30 protein-coding genes are annotated in these 24,714 nt (G+C 27.2%); 15 read left to right on the top strand and 15 right to left on the bottom strand.

The window, feature by feature from the left end:
* The first annotated feature begins 98 nt into the window (after nt 1-98).
* From ASUIS_RS08940 to ASUIS_RS08920, 5 genes are read left to right on the top strand one after another with little or no spacing between them, the layout of a single operon-like run.
* A complete protein-coding gene (locus tag ASUIS_RS08940) occupies nt 99-599 on the top strand; it encodes a YajQ family cyclic di-GMP-binding protein (RefSeq protein WP_118886718.1) in 501 nt (166 codons plus the stop codon).
* Nucleotides 600-658: 59 nt separating this feature from the next.
* On the top strand, nt 659-1,318 hold the full coding sequence (locus ASUIS_RS08935; RefSeq protein ID WP_118886717.1) for a response regulator transcription factor: 660 nt from the start codon (nt 659-661) through the stop codon (nt 1,316-1,318).
* Nucleotides 1,311-2,483: a sensor histidine kinase gene (locus tag ASUIS_RS08930; protein WP_118886716.1), complete on the top strand. Its 1,173-nt coding sequence runs from the start codon at nt 1,311-1,313 to the stop codon at nt 2,481-2,483. Before ASUIS_RS08935 ends, ASUIS_RS08930 begins: the two co-directional genes overlap by 8 nt.
* A 48-nt stretch (nt 2,484-2,531) precedes the next feature.
* Nucleotides 2,532-3,116 carry an NUDIX domain-containing protein gene (locus ASUIS_RS08925; protein ID WP_118886715.1) on the top strand — a complete coding sequence of 195 codons (585 nt, stop codon included), beginning with the start codon at nt 2,532-2,534 and terminating at the stop codon, nt 3,114-3,116.
* Nucleotides 3,113-3,601 carry a c-type cytochrome gene (locus ASUIS_RS08920; RefSeq protein ID WP_226799883.1) on the top strand — a complete coding sequence of 163 codons (489 nt, stop codon included), beginning with the start codon at nt 3,113-3,115 and terminating at the stop codon, nt 3,599-3,601. The genes ASUIS_RS08925 and ASUIS_RS08920 overlap by 4 nt, the downstream gene beginning before the upstream one ends.
* A gap of 3 nt (nt 3,602-3,604) precedes the next feature.
* Here the strand turns inward: ASUIS_RS08920 and ASUIS_RS08915 are convergent, their stop codons facing one another.
* Nucleotides 3,605-4,624 (bottom strand): phospholipase A, encoded by a 1,020-nt coding sequence (locus ASUIS_RS08915; RefSeq protein WP_118886714.1) that lies wholly within the window; start codon nt 4,622-4,624, stop codon nt 3,605-3,607.
* A 123-nt stretch (nt 4,625-4,747) separates the two neighbouring features.
* Here ASUIS_RS08915 and rpe point away from each other — a divergent pair, with 123 nt between their 5' ends.
* Genes rpe through ASUIS_RS08895 form a run of 4 tightly spaced genes read left to right on the top strand, consistent with a single transcriptional unit; the run spans nt 4,748 to nt 7,340 of the window.
* Nucleotides 4,748-5,389, top strand: a complete 642-nt coding sequence (gene rpe, locus ASUIS_RS08910) for a ribulose-phosphate 3-epimerase (protein WP_118886713.1) — start codon at nt 4,748-4,750, stop codon at nt 5,387-5,389.
* Between the two features lie 3 nt (nt 5,390-5,392).
* Nucleotides 5,393-5,986, top strand: a complete 594-nt coding sequence (locus tag ASUIS_RS08905; protein WP_118886712.1) for a phosphoribosylanthranilate isomerase — start codon at nt 5,393-5,395, stop codon at nt 5,984-5,986.
* Nucleotides 5,973-6,794: a 3'-5' exonuclease gene (locus tag ASUIS_RS08900; RefSeq protein ID WP_118886711.1), complete on the top strand. Its 822-nt coding sequence runs from the start codon at nt 5,973-5,975 to the stop codon at nt 6,792-6,794. Before ASUIS_RS08905 ends, ASUIS_RS08900 begins: the two co-directional genes overlap by 14 nt.
* Nucleotides 6,795-7,340 carry an HD domain-containing protein gene (locus ASUIS_RS08895; protein WP_118886710.1) on the top strand — a complete coding sequence of 182 codons (546 nt, stop codon included), beginning with the start codon at nt 6,795-6,797 and terminating at the stop codon, nt 7,338-7,340.
* A 25-nt stretch (nt 7,341-7,365) separates the two neighbouring features.
* Here the strand turns inward: ASUIS_RS08895 and ASUIS_RS08890 are convergent, their stop codons facing one another.
* From ASUIS_RS08890 to ASUIS_RS08875, 4 genes are read right to left on the bottom strand one after another with little or no spacing between them, the layout of a single operon-like run.
* Complete coding sequence (locus ASUIS_RS08890) at nt 7,366-7,935, bottom strand: 2-oxoacid:acceptor oxidoreductase family protein (protein WP_118886709.1); 570 nt, start codon at nt 7,933-7,935, stop codon at nt 7,366-7,368.
* A gap of 10 nt (nt 7,936-7,945) precedes the next feature.
* Complete coding sequence (locus ASUIS_RS08885) at nt 7,946-8,779, bottom strand: 2-oxoglutarate ferredoxin oxidoreductase subunit beta (protein WP_118886708.1); 834 nt, start codon at nt 8,777-8,779, stop codon at nt 7,946-7,948.
* 2 nt (nt 8,780-8,781) lie between these two features.
* Entirely contained in the window at nt 8,782-9,912 is a 1,131-nt protein-coding gene (locus ASUIS_RS08880; protein WP_118886707.1) for a 2-oxoglutarate synthase subunit alpha, read from the bottom strand.
* A gap of 9 nt (nt 9,913-9,921) precedes the next feature.
* Nucleotides 9,922-10,239 (bottom strand): 4Fe-4S dicluster domain-containing protein, encoded by a 318-nt coding sequence (locus tag ASUIS_RS08875; RefSeq protein WP_118886706.1) that lies wholly within the window; start codon nt 10,237-10,239, stop codon nt 9,922-9,924.
* A 295-nt stretch (nt 10,240-10,534) separates the two neighbouring features.
* Between ASUIS_RS08875 and ASUIS_RS08870 the strand changes: the two genes are divergently transcribed.
* From ASUIS_RS08870 to trpC, 4 genes are read left to right on the top strand one after another with little or no spacing between them, the layout of a single operon-like run.
* Nucleotides 10,535-11,251 carry a tRNA1(Val) (adenine(37)-N6)-methyltransferase gene (locus ASUIS_RS08870; RefSeq protein WP_118886705.1) on the top strand — a complete coding sequence of 239 codons (717 nt, stop codon included), beginning with the start codon at nt 10,535-10,537 and terminating at the stop codon, nt 11,249-11,251.
* Nucleotides 11,244-11,627 carry a YkgJ family cysteine cluster protein gene (locus ASUIS_RS08865; RefSeq protein ID WP_118886704.1) on the top strand — a complete coding sequence of 128 codons (384 nt, stop codon included), beginning with the start codon at nt 11,244-11,246 and terminating at the stop codon, nt 11,625-11,627. Before ASUIS_RS08870 ends, ASUIS_RS08865 begins: the two co-directional genes overlap by 8 nt.
* A gap of 47 nt (nt 11,628-11,674) precedes the next feature.
* Nucleotides 11,675-12,919 carry a tetratricopeptide repeat protein gene (locus tag ASUIS_RS08860; RefSeq protein ID WP_192894479.1) on the top strand — a complete coding sequence of 415 codons (1,245 nt, stop codon included), beginning with the start codon at nt 11,675-11,677 and terminating at the stop codon, nt 12,917-12,919.
* Nucleotides 12,916-13,707, top strand: a complete 792-nt coding sequence (gene trpC, locus ASUIS_RS08855) for an indole-3-glycerol phosphate synthase TrpC (RefSeq protein WP_118886702.1) — start codon at nt 12,916-12,918, stop codon at nt 13,705-13,707. The genes ASUIS_RS08860 and trpC overlap by 4 nt, the downstream gene beginning before the upstream one ends.
* Here trpC and ASUIS_RS08850 read toward each other — a convergent pair.
* The gene (locus ASUIS_RS08850) at nt 13,704-14,531 is read right to left on the bottom strand and encodes a LysR family transcriptional regulator (protein WP_118886701.1); all 828 of its coding nucleotides are present in this window, start codon (nt 14,529-14,531) and stop codon (nt 13,704-13,706) included. The two genes, trpC and ASUIS_RS08850, sit on opposite strands and share 4 nt — an antisense overlap.
* Before the next feature lie 92 nt (nt 14,532-14,623).
* On the opposite strand from ASUIS_RS08850, the gene ASUIS_RS08845 reads away from it, so the two are divergent.
* Together ASUIS_RS08845 and ASUIS_RS08840 are read left to right on the top strand one after the other, a co-directional pair.
* Nucleotides 14,624-15,808 carry a YbfB/YjiJ family MFS transporter gene (locus ASUIS_RS08845; RefSeq protein WP_118886700.1) on the top strand — a complete coding sequence of 395 codons (1,185 nt, stop codon included), beginning with the start codon at nt 14,624-14,626 and terminating at the stop codon, nt 15,806-15,808.
* Between the two features lies 1 nt (nt 15,809).
* The gene (locus tag ASUIS_RS08840) at nt 15,810-16,025 is read left to right on the top strand and encodes a tautomerase family protein (RefSeq protein WP_118886699.1); all 216 of its coding nucleotides are present in this window, start codon (nt 15,810-15,812) and stop codon (nt 16,023-16,025) included.
* A 34-nt stretch (nt 16,026-16,059) separates the two neighbouring features.
* Here ASUIS_RS08840 and ASUIS_RS08835 read toward each other — a convergent pair whose 3' ends face one another.
* The 9 genes from ASUIS_RS08835 to ASUIS_RS08795 form a co-directional block, all read right to left on the bottom strand.
* Nucleotides 16,060-16,740 carry a YggS family pyridoxal phosphate-dependent enzyme gene (locus tag ASUIS_RS08835; protein ID WP_118886698.1) on the bottom strand — a complete coding sequence of 227 codons (681 nt, stop codon included), beginning with the start codon at nt 16,738-16,740 and terminating at the stop codon, nt 16,060-16,062.
* Between the two features lie 11 nt (nt 16,741-16,751).
* On the bottom strand, nt 16,752-17,810 hold the full coding sequence (gene rseP / locus ASUIS_RS08830) for an RIP metalloprotease RseP (RefSeq protein WP_118886697.1): 1,059 nt from the start codon (nt 17,808-17,810) through the stop codon (nt 16,752-16,754).
* 9 nt (nt 17,811-17,819) lie between these two features.
* Nucleotides 17,820-18,362, bottom strand: a complete 543-nt coding sequence (gene pgsA, locus ASUIS_RS08825; protein WP_118886696.1) for a CDP-diacylglycerol--glycerol-3-phosphate 3-phosphatidyltransferase — start codon at nt 18,360-18,362, stop codon at nt 17,820-17,822.
* The gene (locus ASUIS_RS08820; protein WP_118886695.1) at nt 18,362-19,141 is read right to left on the bottom strand and encodes an enoyl-ACP reductase; all 780 of its coding nucleotides are present in this window, start codon (nt 19,139-19,141) and stop codon (nt 18,362-18,364) included. The genes pgsA and ASUIS_RS08820 overlap by 1 nt, the downstream gene beginning before the upstream one ends.
* Nucleotides 19,141-20,028, bottom strand: coding sequence for a 4-hydroxy-tetrahydrodipicolinate synthase (gene dapA / locus ASUIS_RS08815; RefSeq protein WP_118886694.1), 888 nt, complete (start codon nt 20,026-20,028; stop codon nt 19,141-19,143). Before dapA ends, ASUIS_RS08820 begins: the two co-directional genes overlap by 1 nt.
* Nucleotides 20,029-20,036: 8 nt before the next feature.
* The gene (locus ASUIS_RS08810) at nt 20,037-20,504 is read right to left on the bottom strand and encodes a globin domain-containing protein (RefSeq protein WP_118886693.1); all 468 of its coding nucleotides are present in this window, start codon (nt 20,502-20,504) and stop codon (nt 20,037-20,039) included.
* The gene (locus ASUIS_RS08805) at nt 20,504-21,847 is read right to left on the bottom strand and encodes a M16 family metallopeptidase (protein WP_118886692.1); all 1,344 of its coding nucleotides are present in this window, start codon (nt 21,845-21,847) and stop codon (nt 20,504-20,506) included. The genes ASUIS_RS08810 and ASUIS_RS08805 overlap by 1 nt, the downstream gene beginning before the upstream one ends.
* A 12-nt stretch (nt 21,848-21,859) precedes the next feature.
* The gene (locus ASUIS_RS08800; protein WP_118886691.1) at nt 21,860-22,918 is read right to left on the bottom strand and encodes a quinone-dependent dihydroorotate dehydrogenase; all 1,059 of its coding nucleotides are present in this window, start codon (nt 22,916-22,918) and stop codon (nt 21,860-21,862) included.
* Nucleotides 22,919-23,002: 84 nt separating this feature from the next.
* Nucleotides 23,003-24,712 (bottom strand): ABC transporter ATP-binding protein, encoded by a 1,710-nt coding sequence (locus ASUIS_RS08795; protein ID WP_118886690.1) that lies wholly within the window; start codon nt 24,710-24,712, stop codon nt 23,003-23,005.
* Nucleotides 24,713-24,714: the final 2 nt, after the last annotated feature.

The following is a 24,714-nucleotide window of genomic DNA, read 5'->3' as shown; positions in this document are numbered from 1 at the left end:
TAACTTTAATTATATATGAATTTGAATCTTGTTTTACCAAAAGCTTCATAAAATAATGTTAGAATTTAGTACAAATAATAAATTAAAAAAGGATAATTATGGCAGTTAAAGAACATCAATTTGATATTTCAGCAAAACTTGATATGCAAGAGATGAAAAATGCAGTAATACAATCTCAAAAAGAAATTGATACTAGATATGATTTTAAAGGTATTTCAAAAGAAATAGATCTAAATGTAGGTGCAAAAACTTTGACATTAGTTAGTTCAAGTGATAATAAAATAGATGCAATGAGAGATATATTAATTTCAAAAATGAATAAAAGAGGAATCTCAATAAATTCACTTGAAGAGTTAAAAAAAGAAGATTCAAGTGGTGGAAATAGAAAATATTCTTATAAAATAATTGATAGTATTGAAAAAGATGAAGCAAAAAGAATTCAAACAGAAATAAAAAATTTAAAATTAAAAGTAACAGCTGCTAATCAAGGTGATGAGATAAGAGTAACTGGAAAAAATATTGATGATTTACAAGCTATTATGAAACATTTAAAATCACTTGATTTTAAAGCACCTTTAGTTTTTGATAATTTTAAATAACATACACACTTAGTAAACAAAATTAGCTTATAATAAAAAACAATTTATTAGGATTTTATATGAAAGTTTTGTTACTAGAAGATGATGTTGCCTTAAGTGATTTATTAAATGAACATTTAGTTGATAAAGGTTTTGAAGTGACTTTGTGCACAAATGGACAAGTTGCTTTAGAAGCTTTAATTGAACAAAAATTTGATATTGCGCTTTTAGATATTAATACCCCACAAATCAGTGGAATTGATGTTTTAAAAACCATTAGAAAGGAGTATAAAAATAATACTCCAACTATTATTCTAACAGCTTATCAAGATACTAAACATTTAAAAGAATCATTTGAAAATGGTGTAGATGATTATATAAAAAAACCTTTTGATCTTGAAGAATTAGATCAAAGAATTTTAAAACTATGCAGACAATTTTTAATTAATCAAGATAATAAAATTGAAATAGATAAAAAATTATTTTTTGAGCCAGAATCATGCCAAATTTTTAAAGATGATGTTATTATTAATTTAGCTTTGAAAGAAAGAGATATTTTAAAATATTTTTGTACACATAAAAATAGAGTGATTTCTAGCGAAGAATTATTACAAAATATTTGGGCTTATGATGATATGCCAACAGATGCTACTATTCGAGTTTACATAAAAAACCTTAGAGAAATAATAGGAAAAGATAAAATTACAACAGTTCGAGCAGTAGGATATAGATTTGAATAATGATGAAAAAAAAGCTTTAAGAAATTTTTTATTTATTTATGTAACATCAACAATTTTTTTGGTTAGTGTTATTTTATATATTTATTATGGAAATGAACTAAAAATGGCACAAGATTCTTGTACTATGGAACTTCAAAATACTTCTATGCAAATAAAAGCTGAAATCTTAGATAAATATATGAAAAAGAAAGATTTTATTCCTGAAAAACTATCGAAAGAAAATCTAAAATATGCCCTTTTAGATAAAGATAAAAAAATTATTTTTTCATATTTAGATGAAAGATTTCAGATCGATTATTCAAAAAATATTTATGAAAATAGTAGTTACAAATATTTTATAACTACTCTTGATGAAGAAAATATCCCAATAAAATATATTATTATCGAAAGTTGCCAAGTAGTTAATGATAAAAATAGTATTAAGATATTAATACTTATTAAATTGATTATAAGTTCAATATTTATTGCTTGTGTTGGTTATTTATTATCAAAAATTTTATTAAATCCTGCAAGAAAAAGAGTTGATTCTATGGATAAATTTATAAAAGATTCAGCCCATGAATTAAATACTCCAATTTCTGTTTTAATGACTTCTGTTTCAATGCTAAAAAATGGAAAAAATCCAGAAAAAATGATGAAATATATCTTAAGTAGTTCAAAACAAATCTCTCAAATATATAATGATATTCATTTTTCTGCTTTTAATGAAATAAATGAGGATGTTTTTGAAGAGTTTGATTTAAAAGATTTGGTTTCTGAAAGTGTAGATTATTTTAATGATATTTCTATTACAAAAAATATTCAAATAAATTCAAATCTTTTTAGTTGTTATATAAAAATGGATAGAACAAAAACGCAAAAATTGGTGAATAATCTAATTTCAAATGCTATTAAATATAGTTATAAAGACTCTATTATTGAGGTTACTTTAAAAGATAATATTTTAGGTGTAAAAGATTTTGGAAGAGGAATAAGTGATGAAGAACAAAAAGAGATTTTCAAAAGATATAAAAGAGGAAATAACAATGAAGGTGGTTTTGGAATAGGTTTAGATATAGTAAAAAGAATTTGTAATGAATATAATTTAGTTTTAAACCTAAAGTCACAAATAGCCAAAGAGACAATCTTTAGTATCGATTTTTCTTCAATAGTAAATAAAAAGTAAATTGAATTAATTTTTTGTTAGAATACGAAAAAAAATTAAAGACAATAAATGATAAATGTAATTGAAGATTTAAAAATAAGTGAGTTAAAAGATACAAAATTTATTCATCCAATAAAAGTAACATATAATCAAAATGGAAAAAATAAAACTTGGGAAGCTGTACGAAGTCATAATAGCGTTGCAATTCTTTTATATCATGTTGAGAAAAAAGCTTTTTTGCTTGTAAAGCAGTTTAGAATTCCAGTTTTTTTAAATGACAGTTCTAAAACATTTACTTATGAATTGTGTGCTGGATTAGTGGATAAAGATAAATCCTTAGAAGAAATAGCACAAGAAGAAATAGATGAAGAGTGTGGATACCATGTTAAAATAAATGATATCTCAAAAATAACTTCATTTTATACAAATGTGGGAATTAGTGGAGCTTGTCAATACTTATTTTTTGCAGAAATTGATGAATCAATGAAAATTCATGATGGCGGCGGAATTAACGATGAGCAAATTGAAGTTATGTTTTTGCCAATTGAAGAAGCTGAGGAATTTATTTTTGATGAATCAAAAGCTAAAACACCTGGGTTAATGTTTAGCTTTTATTGGTTTTTTAAAAATATAGATAAAATAGGAGTTAAATGAAATATTTATTTGTAATTTTTTTCCTTCTTGGTTCAACTCTTTATGCCAATGAAGTTGAACAAAATCAATTAGAAAATAAACAACCAGAATTAAATCAACCAGAAGAAAAACATCCAGAAAATTTAATGGATATTAATAACTCTTTTATTACAAAATATGAGTATGGTAAAATGCTTTATAATAATCCAAGAGGAATAGGCTGTAATAGTTGTCATGGAAATGATGCAAGAGGTAGGAAGATGGTTGATTTTAAACAGATGCATGAGAAAAAAATTTATAATTGTACTTTGGTTGTTCCTGATATAAAAAATATAGATTATGAAACTTTTTCAATAAAAGTAAATTCTAAAAAGAATCCAAATTTAAAATTTGAAAAAGAGCAAGTATGTGAAAAATTAATTCATTATGCTAATGTAATGCCAACATACTTTTTAGTTGAAGAAGAGATAGAGGCTATTTTTTATTATATACAAAATATAAAATAGAATCTATCTAGAGAAAGCTATTCCTAAGCCTACTTTATGAACTTCTCTATCATAATCAATTAGATTATTACCATAACCTGAGAATAGTTGGAATATACCATAAGTATTTGCTGCATATAAAAAATCAGGTAGGGGGAAAGTCCAATTTAACTCAGCTGAACCTTTATTCCCCTCATTGAACTCAAGATTGTTTCTCAAAGCCAATTCAAATGTATGTTTTTTATAAGCATAAAGGAAAGTTAAATCACCATTTCCATAATAATCTTCAATATTAGGATTATCATCATCTGAACTATTTTCAGGGATTCTATACCAAACTTTTGGGATTATAAATAAATTAGAAAGTTGAAAATAACCTTCTAAATAGACTCTGTTCCATGACCTTGAATATTCATCATTTCTTCCATTTGAAACATGATTTAATGCAATTTTATAACTTTTTAAAGTACTGGTACTTTTATATGGAAATTGTACAAATATTTCAGGTTCATAATTTGTTTCTCTAAAAGGAGAAGAGTGTTTAAATGTTTGCCAAAAAGAGTTTTGTGTGTATGCAGCTGAAATTGATTCATTTAGTCCAAAAAAATTATAAGTAATAGGTTTTTCTATACTTATTTGAAAATTTGTCTCAAAAGAATTTTGTTCTTTTGGTGTATTTACTTGATAAGTTACAGGAAGTAAATAGTTCTTTTTATAAGGATAAAGACCAAAGTCACCCGTAACTATCTGTTTTAAATTTTCGTCAGTTTCTTTATCATTAACTTTATCAATTTGGTTTTGATAAAAAGCTTTTTTCATGTTTGTAAAGGATTCAACTTTATGTTCATCATTTTTTGATAAATCAAGTATATATCTATCTTCTGGAGTATATTTAGGAATATTCAAATCAGCAGCTTTTTTATATAAAAGCATGGCTTCTTTATAATTTCCTTGATTTTCTAAATTTTGAGCTTCTTCATAAAGTGTATTTATATCTTCACTAAAACATAAACTATAGATAAATAAGAGTAAAAATTTTTTCATGATTTGCCAATTTGTTTTTTGTTTAGATTCTACATCAAAAAGTATTATAAATCTATTTTTATACATTCTAAAAGAGTTTAAATGATATAATCGGGCAAAATTTAGAAAAAAAGGTTAGAAAAGATGCTTGTAGCACCTTCTATATTATCAGCAGATTTTGGAAATCTTGCAAGTGAAATAAAAGCCATTTGTGATGCTGGAAGTGATTTAATTCATGTGGATGTAATGGATGGACACTATGTTCCTAATATGACAATAGGACCTGTTGTTGTAAACTCTGTTGCAAAAGTTGCTACTAAACCCCTTGATATTCATTTAATGGTTGAAGATAATACTTTTTTTGTTGAGCTTTTTGCCCCTTGTAAACCTCTTTATATTTCATTTCATATTGAAAGTGAAAATCATCCACATAGACTTATTCAAAAGATTAGAGATTATGGAATTAAACCAGCAATTGTTTTAAATCCTCATACTCCTCCTGAAGCCATTGAATATTTACTTGAAGATTTGGATATGGTTTTATTAATGTCTGTAAATCCTGGTTTTGGTGGACAAAAATTTATTCCATCAGTTATTGAAAAAGCAAAAAAATTAAAAGAGTTAATTAATAAAAGAAATCCAAATTGTTTAATTCAAGTTGATGGTGGAGTAAATGACAAAAATATTCATGAGTTAAAAGAAGCTGGTGTTGATGTTGTTGTTGCTGGATCTTATGTGTTTGGAAATGCTGATTATTCAAAAGCTATAAAAAGTCTACAGGTTTAAAAAATGAGAGTAAAAATTTGTGGTATAACAAATTTACAAGATGCACTTGATGCAATAAATGCAGGTGCTGATGCTTTGGGTTTTGTTTTTTATGCTAATTCTCCAAGATATATTACACCTTTAAAAGCAAAAGAGATAGTTGAAAAACTTCCTCCTTTTGTACAAATAGTTGGACTTTTTGTAAATGAAAATGAAAACTTTATAAATGAAGTTTGTGCTGAATCAAAAATGCATTTGGCTCAAATAATAGATGATAATGAGATATTAAATTATGAATTATTAAAAGTAAAATCTATAAAAGTAATAAGAGTTAAATCACAAAAAGATTTAAAGAATTTAAATAAAGATTATTATTTATTAGATGCTTTTGTTGATGGTTTTGGAGGTGAGGGTAAAAGAGTTGCTTTAGAGTGGTTTGAAAACCTTGATTGTTCAAAATTTATTCTTGCTGGTGGATTAACTTCAAATAATTTAAAAGAGATAAATGGTTATGGTTTTTATGGAGTTGATGTTAGCAGTGGAGTTGAAGAATCTAAGGGAAAAAAATCTAAACAAAAAATGATAGATTTTGTAAAAGAGGCAAATGAAATCGCCTAAAAGGATTGTTCCTAAACCTCAATTTAAATTACAAAATATTTTACAAAGATTATTAAAAGAACCAATTTTATATACAGAATTTTTAGAGTTATTAAATGAAGCAGCTGATACTTTTTATGAAACTCCAGAACTTGAATTTGAATTACTTTTATCAAATGGTTTACCTTTGGAGTTTGAAGGAGATTTTGTTTATTTAAAAACTATAAAAACACCAATAGAAGAACAAACTTTTTGTATAGTTGATATTGAAACAAATGGTGGAAGTGCAAAAAAAGGTTATCAAATTATTGAACTTGGCGCTGTAAAATATAAAAATGGAAAAATTCTAGATAAATTCGAATCATTAGTTTATGCAAAAGAAATTCCAGCTTATGTTCAAGAAGTTACAAAAATAAATCTTAAAATGTTAGAAGATGCTCCAAGACTTGAGAAAGTTTTAAAAGAATTTAAAGTGTTTTTAGAAGATGATGTTTTTGTGGCCCATGATATAAAATTTGATTACACTTTTATTTCTGATTCTTTTGAAAAATTTCATTTAGGAAAACTCTTAAATAGAAAAATTTGTTCTATTGATTTGGCAAAAAGAACAATCGAATCTGAAAAATATGGTTTGAGTTTTTTAAAAGAAGTTTTAAATATTGAAGTTGATAATCATCATAGAGCCTATTTTGATGCTTTAACAACAGCTATTGTTTTTGAAAAAAGTTTGTCAAATATTGATAGTTCTAAAATTAAAACAGTTGAAGATTTAATCTCTTTTTCAAAAAGTGATAATGTTATAAATAATCATAAAAAAGAGAATAAATAAATGTTTAGCCAAGAAAATTATATAGAAGTTTTAACTTTTGCTGCTCATGCTCATGGTGAGCAAAAAACTCCAAAAGGTTTGCTTTATCTTGCTCATATAACTTGTGTAGCAATGGAAGTTATAAATGCTTGTGAGAAATCTAAGCTTGATGAAGAAAAAGCAAATATAGCCATTTCTTGTGCTTTGTTACATGATGTTATTGAAGATGCTAATATTACTTATGATGAACTATATGTAAAATTTGGAGAAACCATTGCCAATGGGGTTGAAGCTTTAACAAAAGATAAAACTTTGGTTTCAAAACAAGAACAAATGAAAGATAGTATTGAAAGATTATTAACTCAACCCTATGAAGTTCAAATGGTTAAATTAGCTGATAGAATTACAAATTTAGGAATTCCACCAAAACATTGGGATAATGAAAAAATATCAAAATATCAAAAAGAAGCAAGTTTTATTTTATCTTGTTTAGGTAATTCAAATATTTATTTAGCAAAAAGATTAAAAGAAAAAATAGAAGATTATAAAAAATATATAAAAGAATAAAATAGAGGTTTAAAAACCTCTATTTTTAAGCGTTAGCTTGTGCTTCGTGAGCGTATTTAATACCTAAATCAAATGCTTTATTATTGATTTCATGTACTTTTTCTGGCACTTTTGAAAGCATTGTTTTTTTCAATACTTCATTTGGTACAGTTTCACCTGTAAAATAGTTAGCCATAGCTAATGCTAAAACTGATTGAGTAATAACATTTCCTACTTCTTCTTTCGCAATAGTAATAATTGGAATTTCATAGATTTTCCATTTTTTTCTATCTTCTTCAGTTGGAGTAACAAGATTTGGTTCAACAACGATAACTCCACCTTCTTTTACACCATTTTTAAATTGGTCATAAGAAATTTGTGCAACTGAAAGCATGAAATCAATTTCACCATCATTTGCATAAGGATATAAAATTTCATCATCTTGTAAAGTAATATCAACAACAGTTGGTCCACCTCTTACTTGAGATGTATAAGTTGCAGTTTTTAAACCATAACCTCCATCATTGATTTTTGCAGCTGCGAAAATCGCACCTGCAAGAAGTACACCTTGTCCACCAACACCTGTAAATCTCATTAATGTTTTATTTGTTGCCATGTGTATCTCCTTATAATTGAACCATAGTTTTATTTTTATGAGCTTCTTTTACTTTTTCGTAAGCTTCACAATATTCCATTGCTTCAGTATCTTGTTTTAAAATACCTGTAGGAAAAATACCTTTTTGTTCTTCTGGTTCTAATTTTTCAAATTTAGATTTTGCCATTGAAATTGAATCAATCCACTCTAAATTTGCCATAGCTGTTGCCATTTTATTTTTTCTTCCTAAGTTAACGTGACAGTTAGAGAATACTTCAATAAATGAAAAACCTTTATGTTCAAAAGCTTTAACTAAAGTTCTTTCTAATTTTTTAGGGTCTAACATAGTTTCTCTTGCAACAAAAGAAGCTCCTGCTGCTTCAACTAATTTACAAGCATCAAAAGTAGGGTCAATATTTCCTCTACTCATTGTAACAGTCCACATACCTTGAGGAGTTGTTGGACTTGTTTGAGAATTTGTTAATCCATAAATGAAATTATTGATAATAATATAATTTAAGTCAATGTTTCTTCTAGCAGCATGAATTGTATGATTTCCACCAATTGCAAGACCATCACCATCTCCACCAACAACAATAACTTTTTTATCTGGATTTGCTAATTTAACACCAGTTGCATAAGCTAAAGTTCTTCCGTGAGTTGTGTGAATTGTATTACAGTTAATGTATGAAGAAAATCTTCCAGAACATCCGATTCCTGAAACAACACAAACATCATCCATATTCCAACCAAGTTTCTCTATAGCTCTAATTACAGATTTTAGAATAACTCCATCACCACATCCCCAACACCATAGTGTTGGCATTTTATCTGTTCTTAAATATTCATCATAATTAAAAGCCATAATTACATTCCTTTCACTTTTTCAATAATTTCTAGTGGAGATAAAGGTCTACCATTTACTTTATATAATGTATCAAAATTAGATCTTCCAGATACTCTTTGTACTTCTTCTGTAAATTGTCCCATATTTAACTCTGCAACTAATACTTTGTTAAATTTATCCATTAATTCTTTTATTCTTTTTGCTGGACTTGGCCAAATTGTTAATGGTCTGAACATTCCAACTTTAATACCTTCTTTTCTCATTCTATTAATTGCTTCAGTAACACCTAAAGATACAGAACCATACGCAATAATCATAATGTCAGCATCTTCTAACATATATTCTTCATTTAATTCTAATTCATCTACGTGAGCATCAACTTTATTAAATAATCTTTTCATTAAAGCGTCACACATATCAGCATCTTCTGTAGGATGTCCTGTTGGTCCATGGTGAAGACCAGTAAAGTGGTATCTATAACCTTCAAACATTGGATTTAATACAGCTGGTTCATCAGCTCCAACACCGTAAGGTTTGTAATCTTTTTTATCTCCATCGAATCTTTTTCTTGAGATTTTAGAAGCTTGAATTTCTTCTAGATCAGGAAGAATTGCTTTTCCACTCATGTGACCAATTGTTTCATCTAATAAAACAAATACAGGTTGCATAAATCTATCAGCTAAATTGAAAGCTCTTACTGTTTCTGTATAACATTCTCTTAAGTTACCTGGAACTAAAGTAATTGATTTTACATCACCATGAGTAGGGTTTTTTGCTTGTAATAAGTCACCTTGTGCAACTCTTGTTGGAAGACCAGTTGATGGACCACCTCTCATTACATTTACAACTACTAAAGGAACTTCAGAAATATATCCAACACCTAAGTTTTCTGCTTTTAAAGAGATACCAGGTCCTGATGTTGCAGTCATTGATCTTTTTCCAGACATTGCAGCACCTATTGCTGTACAAATACCTGCTATTTCATCTTCCATTTGAATACATGCATGTCCTCTAGCTGGTAATGCAGAAGAAAGTACGTGCATTATCTCACTTGAAGGAGTAATAGGGTATCCACCAAAAAACTCAACGTCAGCGTCTATTGCAGCTTTAGCTGCTAGTTCATTACCAGTTGAAATTACTTCTCTTGCCATTAATTCTCCTTACGCCTCTAGTTCTCTATAATTATTTTTTATAACCGCTTCTTTTCTCACTTTTGCTTCTTCTGTAAGTTTTGCAAATTTGAACTCTTTTTTATCAGCAACATAAATTGCAAAATCTGGACATGCCAATTCGCAATCTGTACAACCAATACATGCTTCTGGGTGAACAACTTTAATCATTGAACCTAAAGTAGAATGAACTTCTTGTCTCATCGCAAGTACGCCAGCTGGACATACTGAAACACATTTATCACATGCTTTGCATCTAGCTTCATTAACCCAAACCGGAGTATTTGCAGGAGCTTCCATATTAGACATAATTTCTCCTTAAATTATTTTAATATCAATAATTGAATTAACTCAATATATTATCGTCAAATAATAGCCTATAATAATCCCAAAGAATGTTATATCTTTGCAATTTATAAATTGAATTTTTCTCTTGTTACATTTTGCTACAAGAGAATAACGAAATTTAAGGCACTTTTATAAACTATATTTAAGCTTAAAATATTTATCTAGTTTTTATACAATAGTATAAGTTAATAATGAAATTAAAACTCATATTTATTTAACTTAGATATAATTCATCTAAATAAAATAAGGATAATTTTTGGTTTTATATCAGCCAACAAATGGCTATTGTTATAATAGTGATACACATTTTTTATATAACTTTATAATTGAAAATTTTACCAAATATAAGAATATAAAAGGTGAATTATTAGACGTAGGAAGTGGGAGTGGAATTTTAGGTTTATTAGTAGCAAAAGATTTTGAAAAACTAAAACTAAATCAGTGTGAAATACAAAAAATGTTTCAATTTTTCTCAACAAAAAATTCAAAAACAAATAAAATAGATTCAAAATTATATGAAGGTTCTTTTGAAGAAATTGACTTTGAGAAAAAATTTGATATTTGCGTTTCAAATCCACCTTTTTATCATGCAGATGTTATCAAAAGTGACAATCAAAGTTTAAAAATTGCTAGATATAATGACTCTTTACCCCTTGAAGTTTTTATAAAAAAAACAGCATCAATATTAAAAAGTGAAGGAAAATTCTTTTTTTGTTATGATGTAAAACAAATAAACAATATATTGTTATTGTTAAATAAATATAAATTTAATTTAGAAGCTTTACAGTTTGTTCATCCAAAATATTCAAAAGATGCAACATTAATTTTAGTTTATGCAAAAAGAAATTCAAAATCTTTGACAAAAATTTTAAAACCTTTAATAGTTTTTGATGAAAATAATAATTTTACTTCTGAAGTTCAAGAAATATATAAAAAATCTTCTACACACAGTATAAAGGTCGATATTGAGTAATTTAGTTAAAAAAGATGGATTTAATTTTGCTTTTGATCCAAATGGTTGTAATAGTTGCAAAGGAAATTGTTGTATAGGGGAAAGTGGTTATATTTGGATTAATTCGGTTGAAATTCAAGCTTTAGCTTTACATTTAAAAATTTCTGCTGAAGATTTAAAAAAAAGATATTTAAATAAAATCGCCTATAAATATAGCATAAAAGAGATACAATTAGCTTCAAATAATTATGCGTGCTGTTTTTTCGATTTGGAAAAAAAACAATGTTCTATTTATAATGCAAGACCAAATCAATGTAGGACTTTCCCTTTTTGGGATTATTTTAAAGAAAAAGAAGAAGAGGTTTATAAAGAGTGCCCAGCTATACGAAGTCTTTAGTACTTTGTTTATTATTATTCTTTTTTAATGGATGTAGTAATAAAACATTGGACTTAGAAAATAAAGAACCAATAAAAATAAAATTTGTTGAAGTAAAAACTAAAAGTTTTGAGCTTGAAAATCAATATATAATTTTAGCATTAGAATCAGAAAATCAAAGATTATATTATGATGCAAGAGAATTATATATAAGATTATTTGAACAAACAAATAATTATGAGTATTTATTAAAACATTTAGCAATATCTACACAGATAAAAGATTATAAAATTGTTAAGGAATATGCTTCTAAATATTACATAAATAATATTAAACAAGAAGAGATAATATTAAGATTATATACATTTGCGCTATTTAAATTAGGTGATCAAAAAGAAGCTTTATTAAATGCTCAAAAATTAACAAATTTATTTCAAAATGATGTAAATTATGAACTTTTAGGGACTATTTATTTACAACAAAAAGATTATTTAAAAGCTTATGAGCTTTTTGAGAAAGCGTTTGCTTTAAATAAATCTGCAAATACATTTCTTAATTTGACAAATATTCAATATTTCAATTTATCACAAAAAGAAGAAGCCATAAGTAAAATAGAGCAATATATAAAAGAAAATGGACATGATTTTAATTTATCAATGCAACTTTTAGCTTTTTATGAAAAAGAGCAAAAAACAGAAAAAATAATTCCTTTATTAAAAGAAATGTATTCTGAATATAAAAAGAATAATGAATTATTGATGTTTAATAAAACAAAAATTTTATTAATAAAGTATATAGCAAAAGATAATGTAGGAATGGCAATAGATTTTCTTGAACAAAATAAAGAAGAAGACGAAATTTTATTAAATTTATATAAAATTACAAATCAACCTTTAAAAGCTTATAATTTATTAGGAAGTTTATATGCAAATAGTGATAATTTAGAATATTTAGGACAACAAGCAATTATAGAATTTGAAATGGCTGAAGATAAAAGAAAAGTATTAAATAGTGTTATTGCTAAATTTGAAAAAGTAATAGAACATATTGATAATCATATTTATGAAAATTATTTAGCATATATTTTAATTGACTTTAATATAAATGTATCAAAAGGTGTAACTTTAGTAAAAAAAGCACTAAAAGAAGAACCTAATAATTTAGCATATATTGATACTTTAGCTTGGGGACAATATAAACTCAAAAACTGTCAAGAAGCAAATAAACAAATGAAAAGAGTAGTTGATGAAGTTGGCTTAAATGATGAAGAGATAAAACTACATTGGGAAAAAATAAAGGAGTGTAAAAAATGATTTTAGATGAGATTATAGAAAAAACAAAACAAGATTTAGAAATTAGAAAAAAAGAGATAAGCTTAGATTTATTAGGAAGAACTCTATCTTCAAATCCTTATACTCCAAGAGATGTAAAACCATATTTAACTTCAACAAAAGAAGAACCAATTAGAATTATTGCTGAAGTTAAGAAAGCTAGTCCTAGCAAGGGAATAATAAAAGAGGATTTTGATCCAATTTTAATTGCACAAGCATATAGTAATAGTGGAGCAAATGCAATTTCAGTTTTAACAGAACCTCACTATTTTCAAGGTAATTTAGAGTATTTAACTGCAATTAGAAGATATGTTCCAACGCCACTTTTAAGAAAAGATTTTATAGTTGATAAATATCAAATTGTTGAAGCTTTAGTTTATGGAGCTGATTTTATTTTACTTATTGCAAAAGCACTTGGAACAAAAGAATTAAAAGAACTTTATGATTATGCAATTCATTTAGGACTTGAAGTTTTAGTTGAAATTCATGATAAGGAAGATTTAACAAAAGCTATTAAATGTGGAGCTACAATTATTGGGATAAATCATAGAAATCTTGATACTTTTGAAATGGATATGACTTTATGTGATAAATTAATTCCTTTAATTCCAAATGGAAAAATCATAGTTGCAGAATCAGGTGTTTCAGATATTGAAGTAATAAAAAGATTAAACTCGATTGGTGCTGATGCGTTTTTAATTGGTGAACATTTTATGAGAGTTCCAAGCATTGAAGATGAATTAAAAAAATTCAAAAATGCTTGTAACTAAAAACTATACTCTTTTAGATAATCCTCAATTTTAGGAATATTATCTTTTCTACAAACCAAACAAGTTGGCATATTTGCTAACTCTTTTGGTAGATTTGTGATTTTTAAATCATTTTCATATTTATGTTTTTTCACAATACTTAATGGCAATAGACTTTTTCCCATTGCTGCTTTTACACAACCTAAAATTATTTCATAATTTCCAAATTCTAAAGTTTTGAAATCTTCGTTTGAGCTATTTTTTAGATAAGTTTGTCCAAATTCATTATAAGCACAACCATTTTTAAAAGATAAAAAAACATTTGGAGCATTTCCACTTTTTGGTTCAACTATTACTATATCTTCATCTACTTTATTTAAAACTATTAAATCATTATGTTTTGGAACACCACTAATAAATGCAATATCAACTTTATAATCAAGCAGTTCTTTTGTAATTTCTCTTGTTGTATTAGTGATTAATTCTAAACTCATATTTGGAAAATCACTGTGAAGTTGAACTAAAAATGGCACAATTCTTGTAGTTGCATTTGATTCAGTTGAACCAATTATTAGATGTTCTTGGTTGTTGATATTTTTCATACTAAAAGTTGCAAGTTCAACTTTTTTTACAATTTCAACTGCGTAAGGATAGAGTTTTTCTCCTTCTTTACTTAAAATCACACCCTTTGGGACTCTATGAAACAGAGCAAATCCTAAAGATTTTTCCAGCTGTTTTATTCTTGAAGTTACGTTTGATTGGGCAAAATTTAATTTATTTGCTGCTTTTGTAATACTGTTTTCTTGTGCTACTTCAACAAAAACTTTTAATAAACTTGAATCCATATCTCTTTTCCTTATATCATAAATCATGATTAGATATTTGACTTAATATCATTTTTAGTGATATTATACCACTAATTTAAAAGGAAGAATATATGCGAACAATAAATTTATTAGATAAAAATTCAAATGTAGCTATTTTACTTGCAGGAATCATCGCACTTATAATTGGTGTAGGAGTTGCAAGATTTGTTTTTACATCATTATTACCTCCAATGTTGGAAGATTATTTAACTATTAGTTTTGCAGGAGTTTTGGCTTCAATTAATTATGTTGGATATTTAGCGGGTTCAATTTTTGCTGTTTTTATAAAAGATATAAATGCTAAAGTAAAATTTTTTAGATTTGGTATGTTTTTAGCTGTAATTACTACGCTTATGCTTGGAATTACAACTTCAGATACTATTTGGGTAATATCAAGAATACTTGCAGGATTTGGGGCTGCTATGGCTTTGGTTGTTGGATCTGCAATTGTAATGAACAAATTAAACATTCAAAACAAAACAAAAGCAATGGGAATACATTTTTCTGGAATTGGATTTTCAATATTAGTTAGTGATTTAATAGTTAGAATTGTATTTTATTTTAATGGAACATGGCAATTATCTTGGATAGTTTTAGCTATTTTTGCTTTTGTAATGTCATTTTATTCTATGTATATTTTGTCTTATGATAATGAAGTTAAACAAAATAGTGTAAAACATCATATTGATAAAAAACTTTTTTCACCTTTTGTGATAATTTTAATTATGGCATATTTTTGCGAGGGTGTTGGAATGGTTGTTCAAGGAACTTTTTTACCTGATATTATAAATTCTTTAGAAGGGCTTGAGGGATTTGGAAGTTTTACTTGGACTTTAGTAGGACTTGCGGGAATTCCTTCTTGTATTATTTGGATGATGTTAGCTCACAAATATGGAAGTGTAAATATAATAATTCTTGCAATGTTTTTGCAAGTAATTGGTATTATGATTTCAGCTTTAACAAATAATATCTATTTAAATCTATTTTCAGGGATTTTATATGGTGGAACATTTATTGGATTGGTTGCATTGTTTATGAATCTTGGTGGAAAACTAGCTGGAAACAATCCAGTTATGTTAATGGGCGCATTAACAACAGCTTATGGAATAGGTCAAGTTGCAGCACCACTTTATAGTGTTGCCTTAATTGAACACTTCAAAAATTATGATTATGCTTTATATGTTACAGCTTTTATTGTTTTTGGTGGAATTGTTTTGCTAATCTTTACTAAAATATTTAAATTAAAAGGAGAATAAAATGCCAGTTATAAATGTAAAAATGACTCATGAAGATGGTGGAGCAACAAAAGAGCAAAAAGAAGAATTATCAAAAGGAATTACTGAACTTTTTGCAAAAGTATTTAATGGTCGAGGTGCTTCTAGTGCTGTTGTGATTATAGAAGAAGTGAATACTGATAATTACTCAATAGGTGGAAAAACTATAACTCAAATAAGAAGTGAAACGAAGAAATAAAAAACAGTAGATTTATTTAAAGGCTAGAAATAATCTAGTCTTTAAATAAAGTAGAACCAACTCTAATCATATTTGAACCACAGGCAATCGCTAGTTCAAAATCAGAACTCATTCCCATAGAACAATATTTTGCTCCAAAAGGAACAACTTCATCAAATATTTTTTTTGTAGTTTTAAAAGATTCTTTGATGATTTTTTCATCTTCTACATGAGCACCAATACTCATAACACCTTTTAAAATTATATTTGGACAAAGTTCAATAATTTGTTTATAAACTTCAACTGCAACTTCTGGCATTACACCCGATTTTGTATCTTCATAAGCTGAATTTATTTGAAGTAGGGCAGATAGTTTTTTGTTTTTAGCTTCAAGTTTTTTATTAAGTTCTAATGCTAAATCCAAAGAGTCCAAAGATTGAATCAAAGTAGGATTTAAATCAATAATATTATTTATTTTGTTTTTTTGTAAAGTTCCAACAAAATGCCATTCTAATGGTAATTCATCAAGTTCTTCCATTTTTTGTTTTAAATCTTGAACTTTATTTTCTCCAAATGCTCTTTGTCCTGCTTCGTATAAAGTTTTTACATCAGTAGAAGTTGAGTATTTTGAAATTCCTATAATTTTTACAATATGATGTTCAGAAATTCTAAGTCTTGCACCCTCAACTTTTGTGATAATTTCATCTAAATTTTTAGTTGCTGTTTGTTTATTCATAGTTTCTCTTTTTAGTTATTTAGAAATATTCTATTAATATCGTTATAAATCCCAAGAAGCATTAAACTTCCTAAAATTACCCATCCCATAATAGTTAAAAACATAAATACTTGTTCACTTGGTTTTCTTCTTGTTATCATTTCATATAAATTAAACATTATATGTCCACCATCAAGTGCTGGAATTGGAAGAAGATTTAAAACACCAAGATTTACAGAAATTAGTGCAGTTATTGCAAATAAAGCAATAATTGAACTTTCACTTGCATCTGAAATTACTTTTCCAATAGAGATTACACCACCCACTTCACTACTTGGAATAGCACCTTGGATTAGTTTTTGAACACCTTGGAAAATCATAGTAGAAGCAAAAATAGTTTTTTCATAGGCATAAACTAATGATTCAGTAAAAGATAGTTCAAGATGTATGATTTTTCCAGATGGAGAGATACCAATCATTCTTTTTTTGATTTTTTCTTTAAACATGTTTTCACTATCAGCAATATGTGGATTTATTGTTTTTGCAATAATCTCTCCATCTCTTTTAATAAAAAACTTTAAAGCTCCATCAGTGCTAATAATTGTTTTTCCAATCTCATCCCAAGATTTTATGTCAGTGTCATTTATTTTTATGATTTCATCATTTGGAAAAATTCCTGCGTGAAATGCAGGTGAATTTTCTTGAACATTTCCAATTTGAGCAGCCCATGTTGAGGCACCCATCATTGCAATTGTAAAATATAAAACAGCAGCTAAAATAAAGTTTGCAAAGGGACCTGCAAACAAAATAATAATTCTTTGCCACGGTTTTTTTGTATTATATGAATCTTCACCATCTTCTTTTAAAGAGGGATTTTTGTCATCTTGACCTTTCATTTGTACATATCCACCAAGTGGAATTAAAGCAAATTGCCAAGTAGTTCCCATCCACTCTTTTGCAAATAATCGTTTACCAAAACCAATTGAAAATACATGAACTTTTACACCAAAATAACGAGCAGCTAAAAAGTGTCCTAATTCATGGAAAAAAACTAAAAATGATAAAACAAGTAAAAAAGTAATAGTACCCAAGGAAAGCCTTTAATTTTTGAAATAATCTCTTGTATATTCATACCCTGAATATATTGTTAAAATAACAGCTAACCATAAAATTTCTGTTGCAAATGGCCAATTCATTATTAAAAATCCAATAGCTATCATTTGAACTACGGTTTTTATTTTTCCAGCCATTGTTGAGGCTACATCTTTTCCTTCACTAACAGCAACAACTCTAAGACCTGTTATGAAAAACTCCCTTGAAAGTATTAAAAATACAGCCCAAGCTGAAGCTCTATTTATTACAAGAAGTCCCAAAAATCCTGCAAGTACAAGCATTTTATCCGCAAGTGGATCTAAAATTCCACCTAATTTTGTCATTTGATTCCAGCTTCTTGCAATGAAACCATCGAAAAAATCTGTAACAGATGCAATAACAAAAATAAGTCCAGCAAAATAGTCAAACCAAGAAGGATGCCATGAAGAAAAAATAGGGTTATTTCTATCTATAAAAAACCATAGCATTAGCGGAGCTAATGCTATTCTAAAAAGTGCCAGTATATTTGGAAGATTTAGTGCTTTTGACATTATCTAAAAGTTGTCCCACCATCAACAATTAATGTATGACCTGTAATCCAAGAAGCATCACTCGTACATAAAAAATAACATGATTGTGCTAAATCTTGAGGTTGACCAATTCTATTTAATGGAGAATATTCAGCAGTTTTTGCTTTTACTTCTTCATAGTTTGTAAATGCTTTTAAAGCATCAGTGTCAATTGGACCTCCTGAAACTGCATTTACTCTAATTCCAAATTCACCAAGTTCATTTGCTGCATATTTAACCATTGTTTCAACTGCTGCTTTGTTTGTTCCATGACCTGCATAGTTTTCAATGTAAACCAGGTTTCCAGTAGATGATAAAGAAACAATTGCCCCACCACCGATTTTTTGCATTCTTTTTGCAGCTTGTTGAGCTCCACAAACAAATGCATTTACTGTTGCTGTATAAATATTATTTAAACCTCTTGGTTTTAATTTCATAAATTTACCATAACCACCAACAACAGCTCGACCATAAATCATTGCATTAGAAATAAAGAAGTCAACTCTATCAAAATCTTTGTCAATCTCTTCAAATAATTCTTTATATTTTTCTGGCTCTAAGATATTAAATGGATAAGCTTTACATTTTACATTATATTTTTCTTCAATATCTTTACAAATATCTTCTGCAAATTGTTGATTTGAATTATATGTAAATGCTACATTTACACCATTACTAGCAAATTTATAAACACACTCTTTACCAATACCTTTTGTACCACCTGAAATTACTAAAGTTTTACCATTCATATCATTACTCATTATTTTATTACCTCATATTTTTCTAAAGTTTTTTCTAATCTTTTCATTGTTTCAGCACTTGGTGCAGTTAATGGAAGTCTATATTCCAAAGTATCAAGTAAACCAGCTAAATACATAGCAGCTTTAATAGGAATCGGATTACTTTCACAGAATAATACAGAATTTAAAGCGTATAAATCTTCATTTATTTGTCTAGCTTTTTCTAAATCACCTTTAAACACACAATCTACTAATAAAGATTTTAAATTAGGAAGCAAATTTGCTGTTACAGAAATTATTCCTTTTGCCCCATTTGCTAACATTGGAAAATCAATTGCATCATCACCTGAAATAACTATAAAATCTTTTCTTTGTGATAAAAGGCAAATTGCACGTTCTAGTGAACCAGTTGCTTCTTTTACACCATAGATATTTTTAACGTCATCAAAAAGTCTAATAGTTGTATTTGCATCTAAATCAACACCTGTTCGTCCTGGAACATTGTACATCATAAATGGAATTTCAACAGAGTTAGCAATAGCTTTATAATGTTGATATAAACCCTCTTGAGTTGGTTTATTATAGTATGGAGTTATAGATAAAATTGCATCTGCTCCAACATCTTGAGCATGTTTTGCTAAATCACAAGCTTCATGTGTAGCATTTGAACCCGCACCAGCCATAACTTTAGTATTAGTTCCTTTACAAGCAGCAACTGCAACTTCTATACACTCTTTATGTTCGTTAAAAGATAGTGTTGCACTCTCTCCTGTTGTTCCCACAGGAACTACAGCATTTATACCTTGAGCAATTTGTCTCTTAATTAAAGACTCATATTTTACTAAATCAACTTTCCCATTTTTAAATGGTGTTATAAGTGCGGTCATCGAACCGGTAATAATTTCCATATTTCTTTCTATCCTTTATTTACTACTAAATCTTCTAATTCTAATCTCTCATCAACATTTACAGTATGTTTTGAAAAAGTTTCTAAAAAATTCCAAAAACTTTGTTTTGCTTCTTCTGAAATATCAACTTTTTTTAAAACTTCTTCCATACATCCAAGCCATTCTCGTCTAGCTTTTTCTGTAATTGAAAACATTTCATGGGTTTTTAACATATCAAAATGCCCAACAGCTTTTGAATAATGTTTTTCTCCACCACAAGCTTCAATAAAAAACTCCACATTATGAGCTTTTATCTTTTCTAATTGTTCTTCATCTTGTGGAAAAAAGTTTCCAATATCACTATCAACTACTAAATCATAAAAATCACTAAATAATTTTTTTAGTTTATCTTCTCCCATCTCTTGCAAAAAAAGAGGTTTCGGATATTCAAATTCTGGTTTTTCACCAAATTTTGTTTTACTAATTGAAAAATCCATTATTTTTCTTCCTGTTTTAAAATAACTGTTGTAGAGTTATTTTTATTTAAATATTTATTAGCAACATCTATTAAATTTTCTTTAGTTAATTTATCAACATTTTTTTCATATTCTAAAAGAGGATTTATGTTACCTCTTACAAAATATGAACCATATAAAGAAGCTACTTCTGTTGAACTTTCAAGTGAAAAAATAAAATCAGCTTTAGTGTTTATTTTAATTTTATCAATATCTTTTTGAGATATTTCACCTTTTTTAATTTGCGCAATTGTATCTAAAATTTCTTTTTCAATTTCTTTAGCATCAACACCTTCATTTGCAACTGCCATAAACATAAACAATCCTGGGTCTTTTAAATCCATATTATAAGCATAAATTGTATTTACTAATCTTTTTTCATCTACAAGTTTTTTTTGTAGAAGAGAACTTTTCCCTGAACTGAGAAGTTCACTTAATGCACTAAGTGCCACTTGATCTTCATGCTCAAAATTTGGAATATGATATGTGATTGCTAACATTTGAACAGCTGATTCTTTATTTATTACGACTCTTTTTTCTCCATCTTGTGTTGGTTCAACCGTATGAAGAAATGAAGGAATTTCTTTTGTATTTTTTATATTTTTAAAATGCTTTTCTACATTTTTAAATATTTCTTTTTCATTAATATCACCAGCAACTACAACTATCGCATTTTTTGGTTGATAAAATGTACTATGAAAATCTTTTATATCTTCAATTGACCAATTTTGAATATCACTCATAAATCCGATTGGAGTCCAATGATATGGATGGTAAATATATGCATTGTTAAAAAGTCTAAATTGTAAATATCCCATTGGGTTATTATCTGTTCTCCATCTTCTTTCTTCTGCTACAACATCTCGTTCTGGTTGAAATTCTTCATCTTTTAGTGTTAAATTTTCCATTAAATCTGCAAATAATTCTAAAGATTTATCCATATTTTTTGAAGCAGATTTTATGTAATAATGCGTATAGTCAAATGAAGTCGAAGCATTATTAACTCCTCCAAAACCTTTTACTATTTCGTCAAACTCCCCAGATTTCAAATTTTTAGTAGATTTGAAATTTAGGTGTTCTAACATATGAGCAATTCCACTTTTACCCATTTTTTCATCTCTACTTCCTACTTTATAAAAAACATCAGTTGAAATTACACCTGAACCATTTTTCATAGGAATTGCAACAATTTCTAAGCCATTTTCTAAAGTTTTTGTATGATATTTTGGTAAGCTATTGCTCATTAATTCTCCCGAAATTGTAATTAATAAAAAAAATTGAATAATGAATATTTTAATTAAATTACTATTTTTTCTACTATTCATTATTTGTTCCTTTTATTTTAAATTAGCTCCAATAGCTTGTGAAATATTTTCATATCCATCTTTTGCCATTAGTTCTAAAATCCCTTCATTTATTTTTCGAACCATCGAAGGTCCTTCAAAAATCATTCCCGAATATGTTTGTACAAGTGTTGCACCATTTTTAATTCTTTCATAAGCTTGTTCACTATTTGATATTCCACCAACAGAAATTAAAATAGTTTTTCCAAATAATTCTCTTGCTAGTTCTTTAAATAAATTAGCAGATTTTTCAGTCAAACAAGCTCCTGAAAGTCCTCCAAAATTTTGACAATTTGGAACAAGTGAATAATCAATCGTAGTATTTGTTGCAATTATTCCTGCAGCTCCTGCATTTATTGCACTATTACACAAATTTATTGCCATTGCAACTTCCATATCAGGAGCAATTTTTAGTAAAATTGGTTTTGCTGTAAGCTCTTTTGCCATTGTGAAAAGTTCAGTTATGAATTTTTCATTTTGTAAATCTCTTAAATTTGGAGTATTAGGACTTGAAATATTTATTACTAAATAATCACTATTTGCTTCAAACTTTTTGATTAAACTTTTATAATCACTTAGTGCAAACTCTTCAGGAGTAAATTTATTTTTTCCAATATTTGCACCAACTGGAATAGAAAATGGATAAACTTTTTTTAAGTTTTTTAAAACTTCATGTGCACCTTTGTTATTAAAACCCATTGCATTTTGAACTGATTTTTGTTCAGGGTATCTAAACATTCTAGGTTTTGGATTTCCATCTTGAGGTTTTGGAGTCATAGTTCCAATTTCTGTGAATCCAAATCCTAAAGATTTCATAGCTTTAATCATCGTTGCATTTTTGTCAAAACCAGCAGCTAATCCAACTGGATTTTCGAATCTTACACCAAAAACTTCTTGAGTTAATTTAGGATTTGAAATATAGTTTTTCTTTTCCATATATGCTTTTGCAATTCTACATTTTCCTAAAACTTTTAAACCATATTCTGCAATATTGTGTGCAGTTTCTGGTTCAAACTTAAATAAGATTTTTTTTAGTGTTTCGTAGCTGATCAAAGTTTATCCCTTTTTTAAAATTAATGCATTTTATCTAAAAATCATTAAATATTGGTTTTAATGGTTTTTCTGAACTTTTAATAATCAAATATTTGCAAGATTATATAATCTTTGATACTCTTTACATGAGTTTAATAGTTCTTTTTCTTCTCCCATACAAACAATTTCTCCAGCTTTAAAAACAGCTATTTTATTTGCATTTTTAATTGTACTTAATCTATGAGCTATTATAAAAGTTATTTTATCTTGGCTTACTTCTTGAATTACTTCACTTATGATTGATTCACTTTCATTGTCTAATGCTGATGTTGCTTCATCAAGGATTAAAATTTGTGGATTTTTATATAAAGCCCTAGCAATTGCAATTCTTTGTCTTTGTCCTCCACTTAAATTTGTTCCAAATTCATCTAAAACTGTATTTACGCCTTTTTTCATTTTAAGGACAAAATCATAAGCATGGGCTTGTTTTAAAACTTCAATAACTCTTATCTCATCTATTTCATAACCATAAGCCACATTTGCTGCTATTGTGTCATTAAAAATATAAACTCTTTGAGTTACTATTGAAATATTTTCTCTTAAAGATTTTATATCAAAATCTTTTATTGAAGTATCATTTAATAAAATATTTCCACTTGTTGTATCATAAAATCTAATGATTAGATTTATTAAAGAAGATTTTCCACCGCCACTATCTCCAACTAAAGCAATTGTTTCACCTTTTTTAGCTTCTAAATTTATGTTTTTTAATGCTGTAAAATCATCATATTTTAATAAAACATCTTTAAAATTTATAGTTTGAATATTTTTTGGGAAAATTAATTCTCCTGATTTTATTGTTGCTTTTTGAGCAAACATATCATTGATTCTTTCATTTGCTGCAAGCGCATCTTGCATTTTATTGTATAAAGAAGATAGTTTTTTTATTGGAGTATATAACATAAAAAGTGCAGCAATAAATGAACTAAATGTTCCTGTAGTTATTTCTCCTGAAATTACTTTTGAACCACCTACAATTATAACAGCAGCAAAAGCAAATGAACCTATTATTTCCATTAATGGAGAAGTTAATTCATTTGTTTTTAAAGCTTTCATATTGTATTTGAAAAAAATCATATTATGAATTGAAAATTTAGTTGTTTCAATTTTTTCACTAGAATTTGCTTTTATTATTTCAATATTGTTAAAAGATTCATTAAGTGATGTTGTAATATCAGAGTTACTTTCTTGAGATTTAAAAGATAATTTTTTCATTCTTTTTGCTAATAAAGAAAGAGGGTAAATAGCAAGTGGTAAAACAATTAAACCATAAAATGCAAGTTCTGGTGAGTGATAAATTACTAATCCAACAAGTCCAACAATTGTTAAAGATTCACTAATAAATTCTGCAACACTATTTGAAACAGCTTGTTGAATTCTATTTATATCATTTGTAATTCTACTTACAAGTTCACCACCATGTTTTTTTTGAAAAAAATCCATATCTAATGTTAAAACATGAGAAAAAAGTTTGTCTCTTACTATTCTTGTAATATCTTGACCAATAAATGATATGCAGTAAACTTGGATATATCTTCCAAAACCTTTTGCTGCATAAAGTCCAATTATAATAAATGGCATCAAATGAAGCATCTCTTTGTCTTTATTTATAAAAATGTCATCAAGTAAAGGTTGAATTGCGTATGCAGTTCCTGATGTTGAAGCTGAAACTAAAATAATTCCTATAAATGAGTAAAAAAAGAATAATTTATAATTTTTATAATAGGGTGAATATTGTTTAAAAAAGTTTCTCATTA

The organism is Arcobacter suis CECT 7833, from assembly GCF_003544815.1.
Classification (GTDB): Bacteria; Campylobacterota; Campylobacteria; order Campylobacterales; family Arcobacteraceae; genus Aliarcobacter; species Aliarcobacter suis.
Note: the sequence above shows the minus strand (reverse complement) of the source record. Positions and strands in the feature narration are given on the sequence as shown.

Bases quoted from the DNA above. Each gene is read 5' to 3' on its own strand.
- ASUIS_RS08835 (WP_118886698.1), bottom strand. From the start codon at position 16,740: ATGAATAAACAAACAGCAACTAAAAATTTAGATGAAATTATCACAAAA.
- ASUIS_RS08880 (WP_118886707.1), bottom strand. From the start codon at position 9,912: ATGGCAAGAGAAGTAATTTCAACTGGTAATGAACTAGCAGCTAAAGCT.
- ASUIS_RS08820 (WP_118886695.1), bottom strand. From the start codon at position 19,141: ATGAGTAATGATATGAATGGTAAAACTTTAGTAATTTCAGGTGGTACA.
- ASUIS_RS08905 (WP_118886712.1), top strand. From the start codon at position 5,393: ATGAGAGTAAAAATTTGTGGTATAACAAATTTACAAGATGCACTTGAT.
- ASUIS_RS08890 (WP_118886709.1), bottom strand. From the start codon at position 7,935: ATGGCAACAAATAAAACATTAATGAGATTTACAGGTGTTGGTGGACAA.
- trpC (WP_118886702.1), top strand. From the start codon at position 12,916: ATGATTTTAGATGAGATTATAGAAAAAACAAAACAAGATTTAGAAATT.
- dapA (WP_118886694.1), bottom strand. From the start codon at position 20,028: ATGGAAATTATTACCGGTTCGATGACCGCACTTATAACACCATTTAAA.
- ASUIS_RS08810 (WP_118886693.1), bottom strand. From the start codon at position 20,504: ATGGATTTTTCAATTAGTAAAACAAAATTTGGTGAAAAACCAGAATTT.
- ASUIS_RS08940 (WP_118886718.1), top strand. From the start codon at position 99: ATGGCAGTTAAAGAACATCAATTTGATATTTCAGCAAAACTTGATATG.
- ASUIS_RS08920 (WP_226799883.1), top strand. From the start codon at position 3,113: ATGAAATATTTATTTGTAATTTTTTTCCTTCTTGGTTCAACTCTTTAT.
- ASUIS_RS08845 (WP_118886700.1), top strand. From the start codon at position 14,624: ATGCGAACAATAAATTTATTAGATAAAAATTCAAATGTAGCTATTTTA.
- ASUIS_RS08895 (WP_118886710.1), top strand. From the start codon at position 6,795: ATGTTTAGCCAAGAAAATTATATAGAAGTTTTAACTTTTGCTGCTCAT.
- ASUIS_RS08935 (WP_118886717.1), top strand. From the start codon at position 659: ATGAAAGTTTTGTTACTAGAAGATGATGTTGCCTTAAGTGATTTATTA.
- ASUIS_RS08915 (WP_118886714.1), bottom strand. From the start codon at position 4,624: ATGAAAAAATTTTTACTCTTATTTATCTATAGTTTATGTTTTAGTGAA.
- ASUIS_RS08805 (WP_118886692.1), bottom strand. From the start codon at position 21,847: ATGAATAGTAGAAAAAATAGTAATTTAATTAAAATATTCATTATTCAA.
- ASUIS_RS08850 (WP_118886701.1), bottom strand. From the start codon at position 14,531: ATGGATTCAAGTTTATTAAAAGTTTTTGTTGAAGTAGCACAAGAAAAC.
- ASUIS_RS08900 (WP_118886711.1), top strand. From the start codon at position 5,973: ATGAAATCGCCTAAAAGGATTGTTCCTAAACCTCAATTTAAATTACAA.
- ASUIS_RS08925 (WP_118886715.1), top strand. From the start codon at position 2,532: ATGATAAATGTAATTGAAGATTTAAAAATAAGTGAGTTAAAAGATACA.
- ASUIS_RS08795 (WP_118886690.1), bottom strand. From the start codon at position 24,712: ATGAGAAACTTTTTTAAACAATATTCACCCTATTATAAAAATTATAAA.
- ASUIS_RS08840 (WP_118886699.1), top strand. From the start codon at position 15,810: ATGCCAGTTATAAATGTAAAAATGACTCATGAAGATGGTGGAGCAACA.
- ASUIS_RS08875 (WP_118886706.1), bottom strand. From the start codon at position 10,239: ATGTCTAATATGGAAGCTCCTGCAAATACTCCGGTTTGGGTTAATGAA.
- pgsA (WP_118886696.1), bottom strand. From the start codon at position 18,362: ATGTCAAAAGCACTAAATCTTCCAAATATACTGGCACTTTTTAGAATA.
- rpe (WP_118886713.1), top strand. From the start codon at position 4,748: ATGCTTGTAGCACCTTCTATATTATCAGCAGATTTTGGAAATCTTGCA.
- ASUIS_RS08885 (WP_118886708.1), bottom strand. From the start codon at position 8,779: ATGGCTTTTAATTATGATGAATATTTAAGAACAGATAAAATGCCAACA.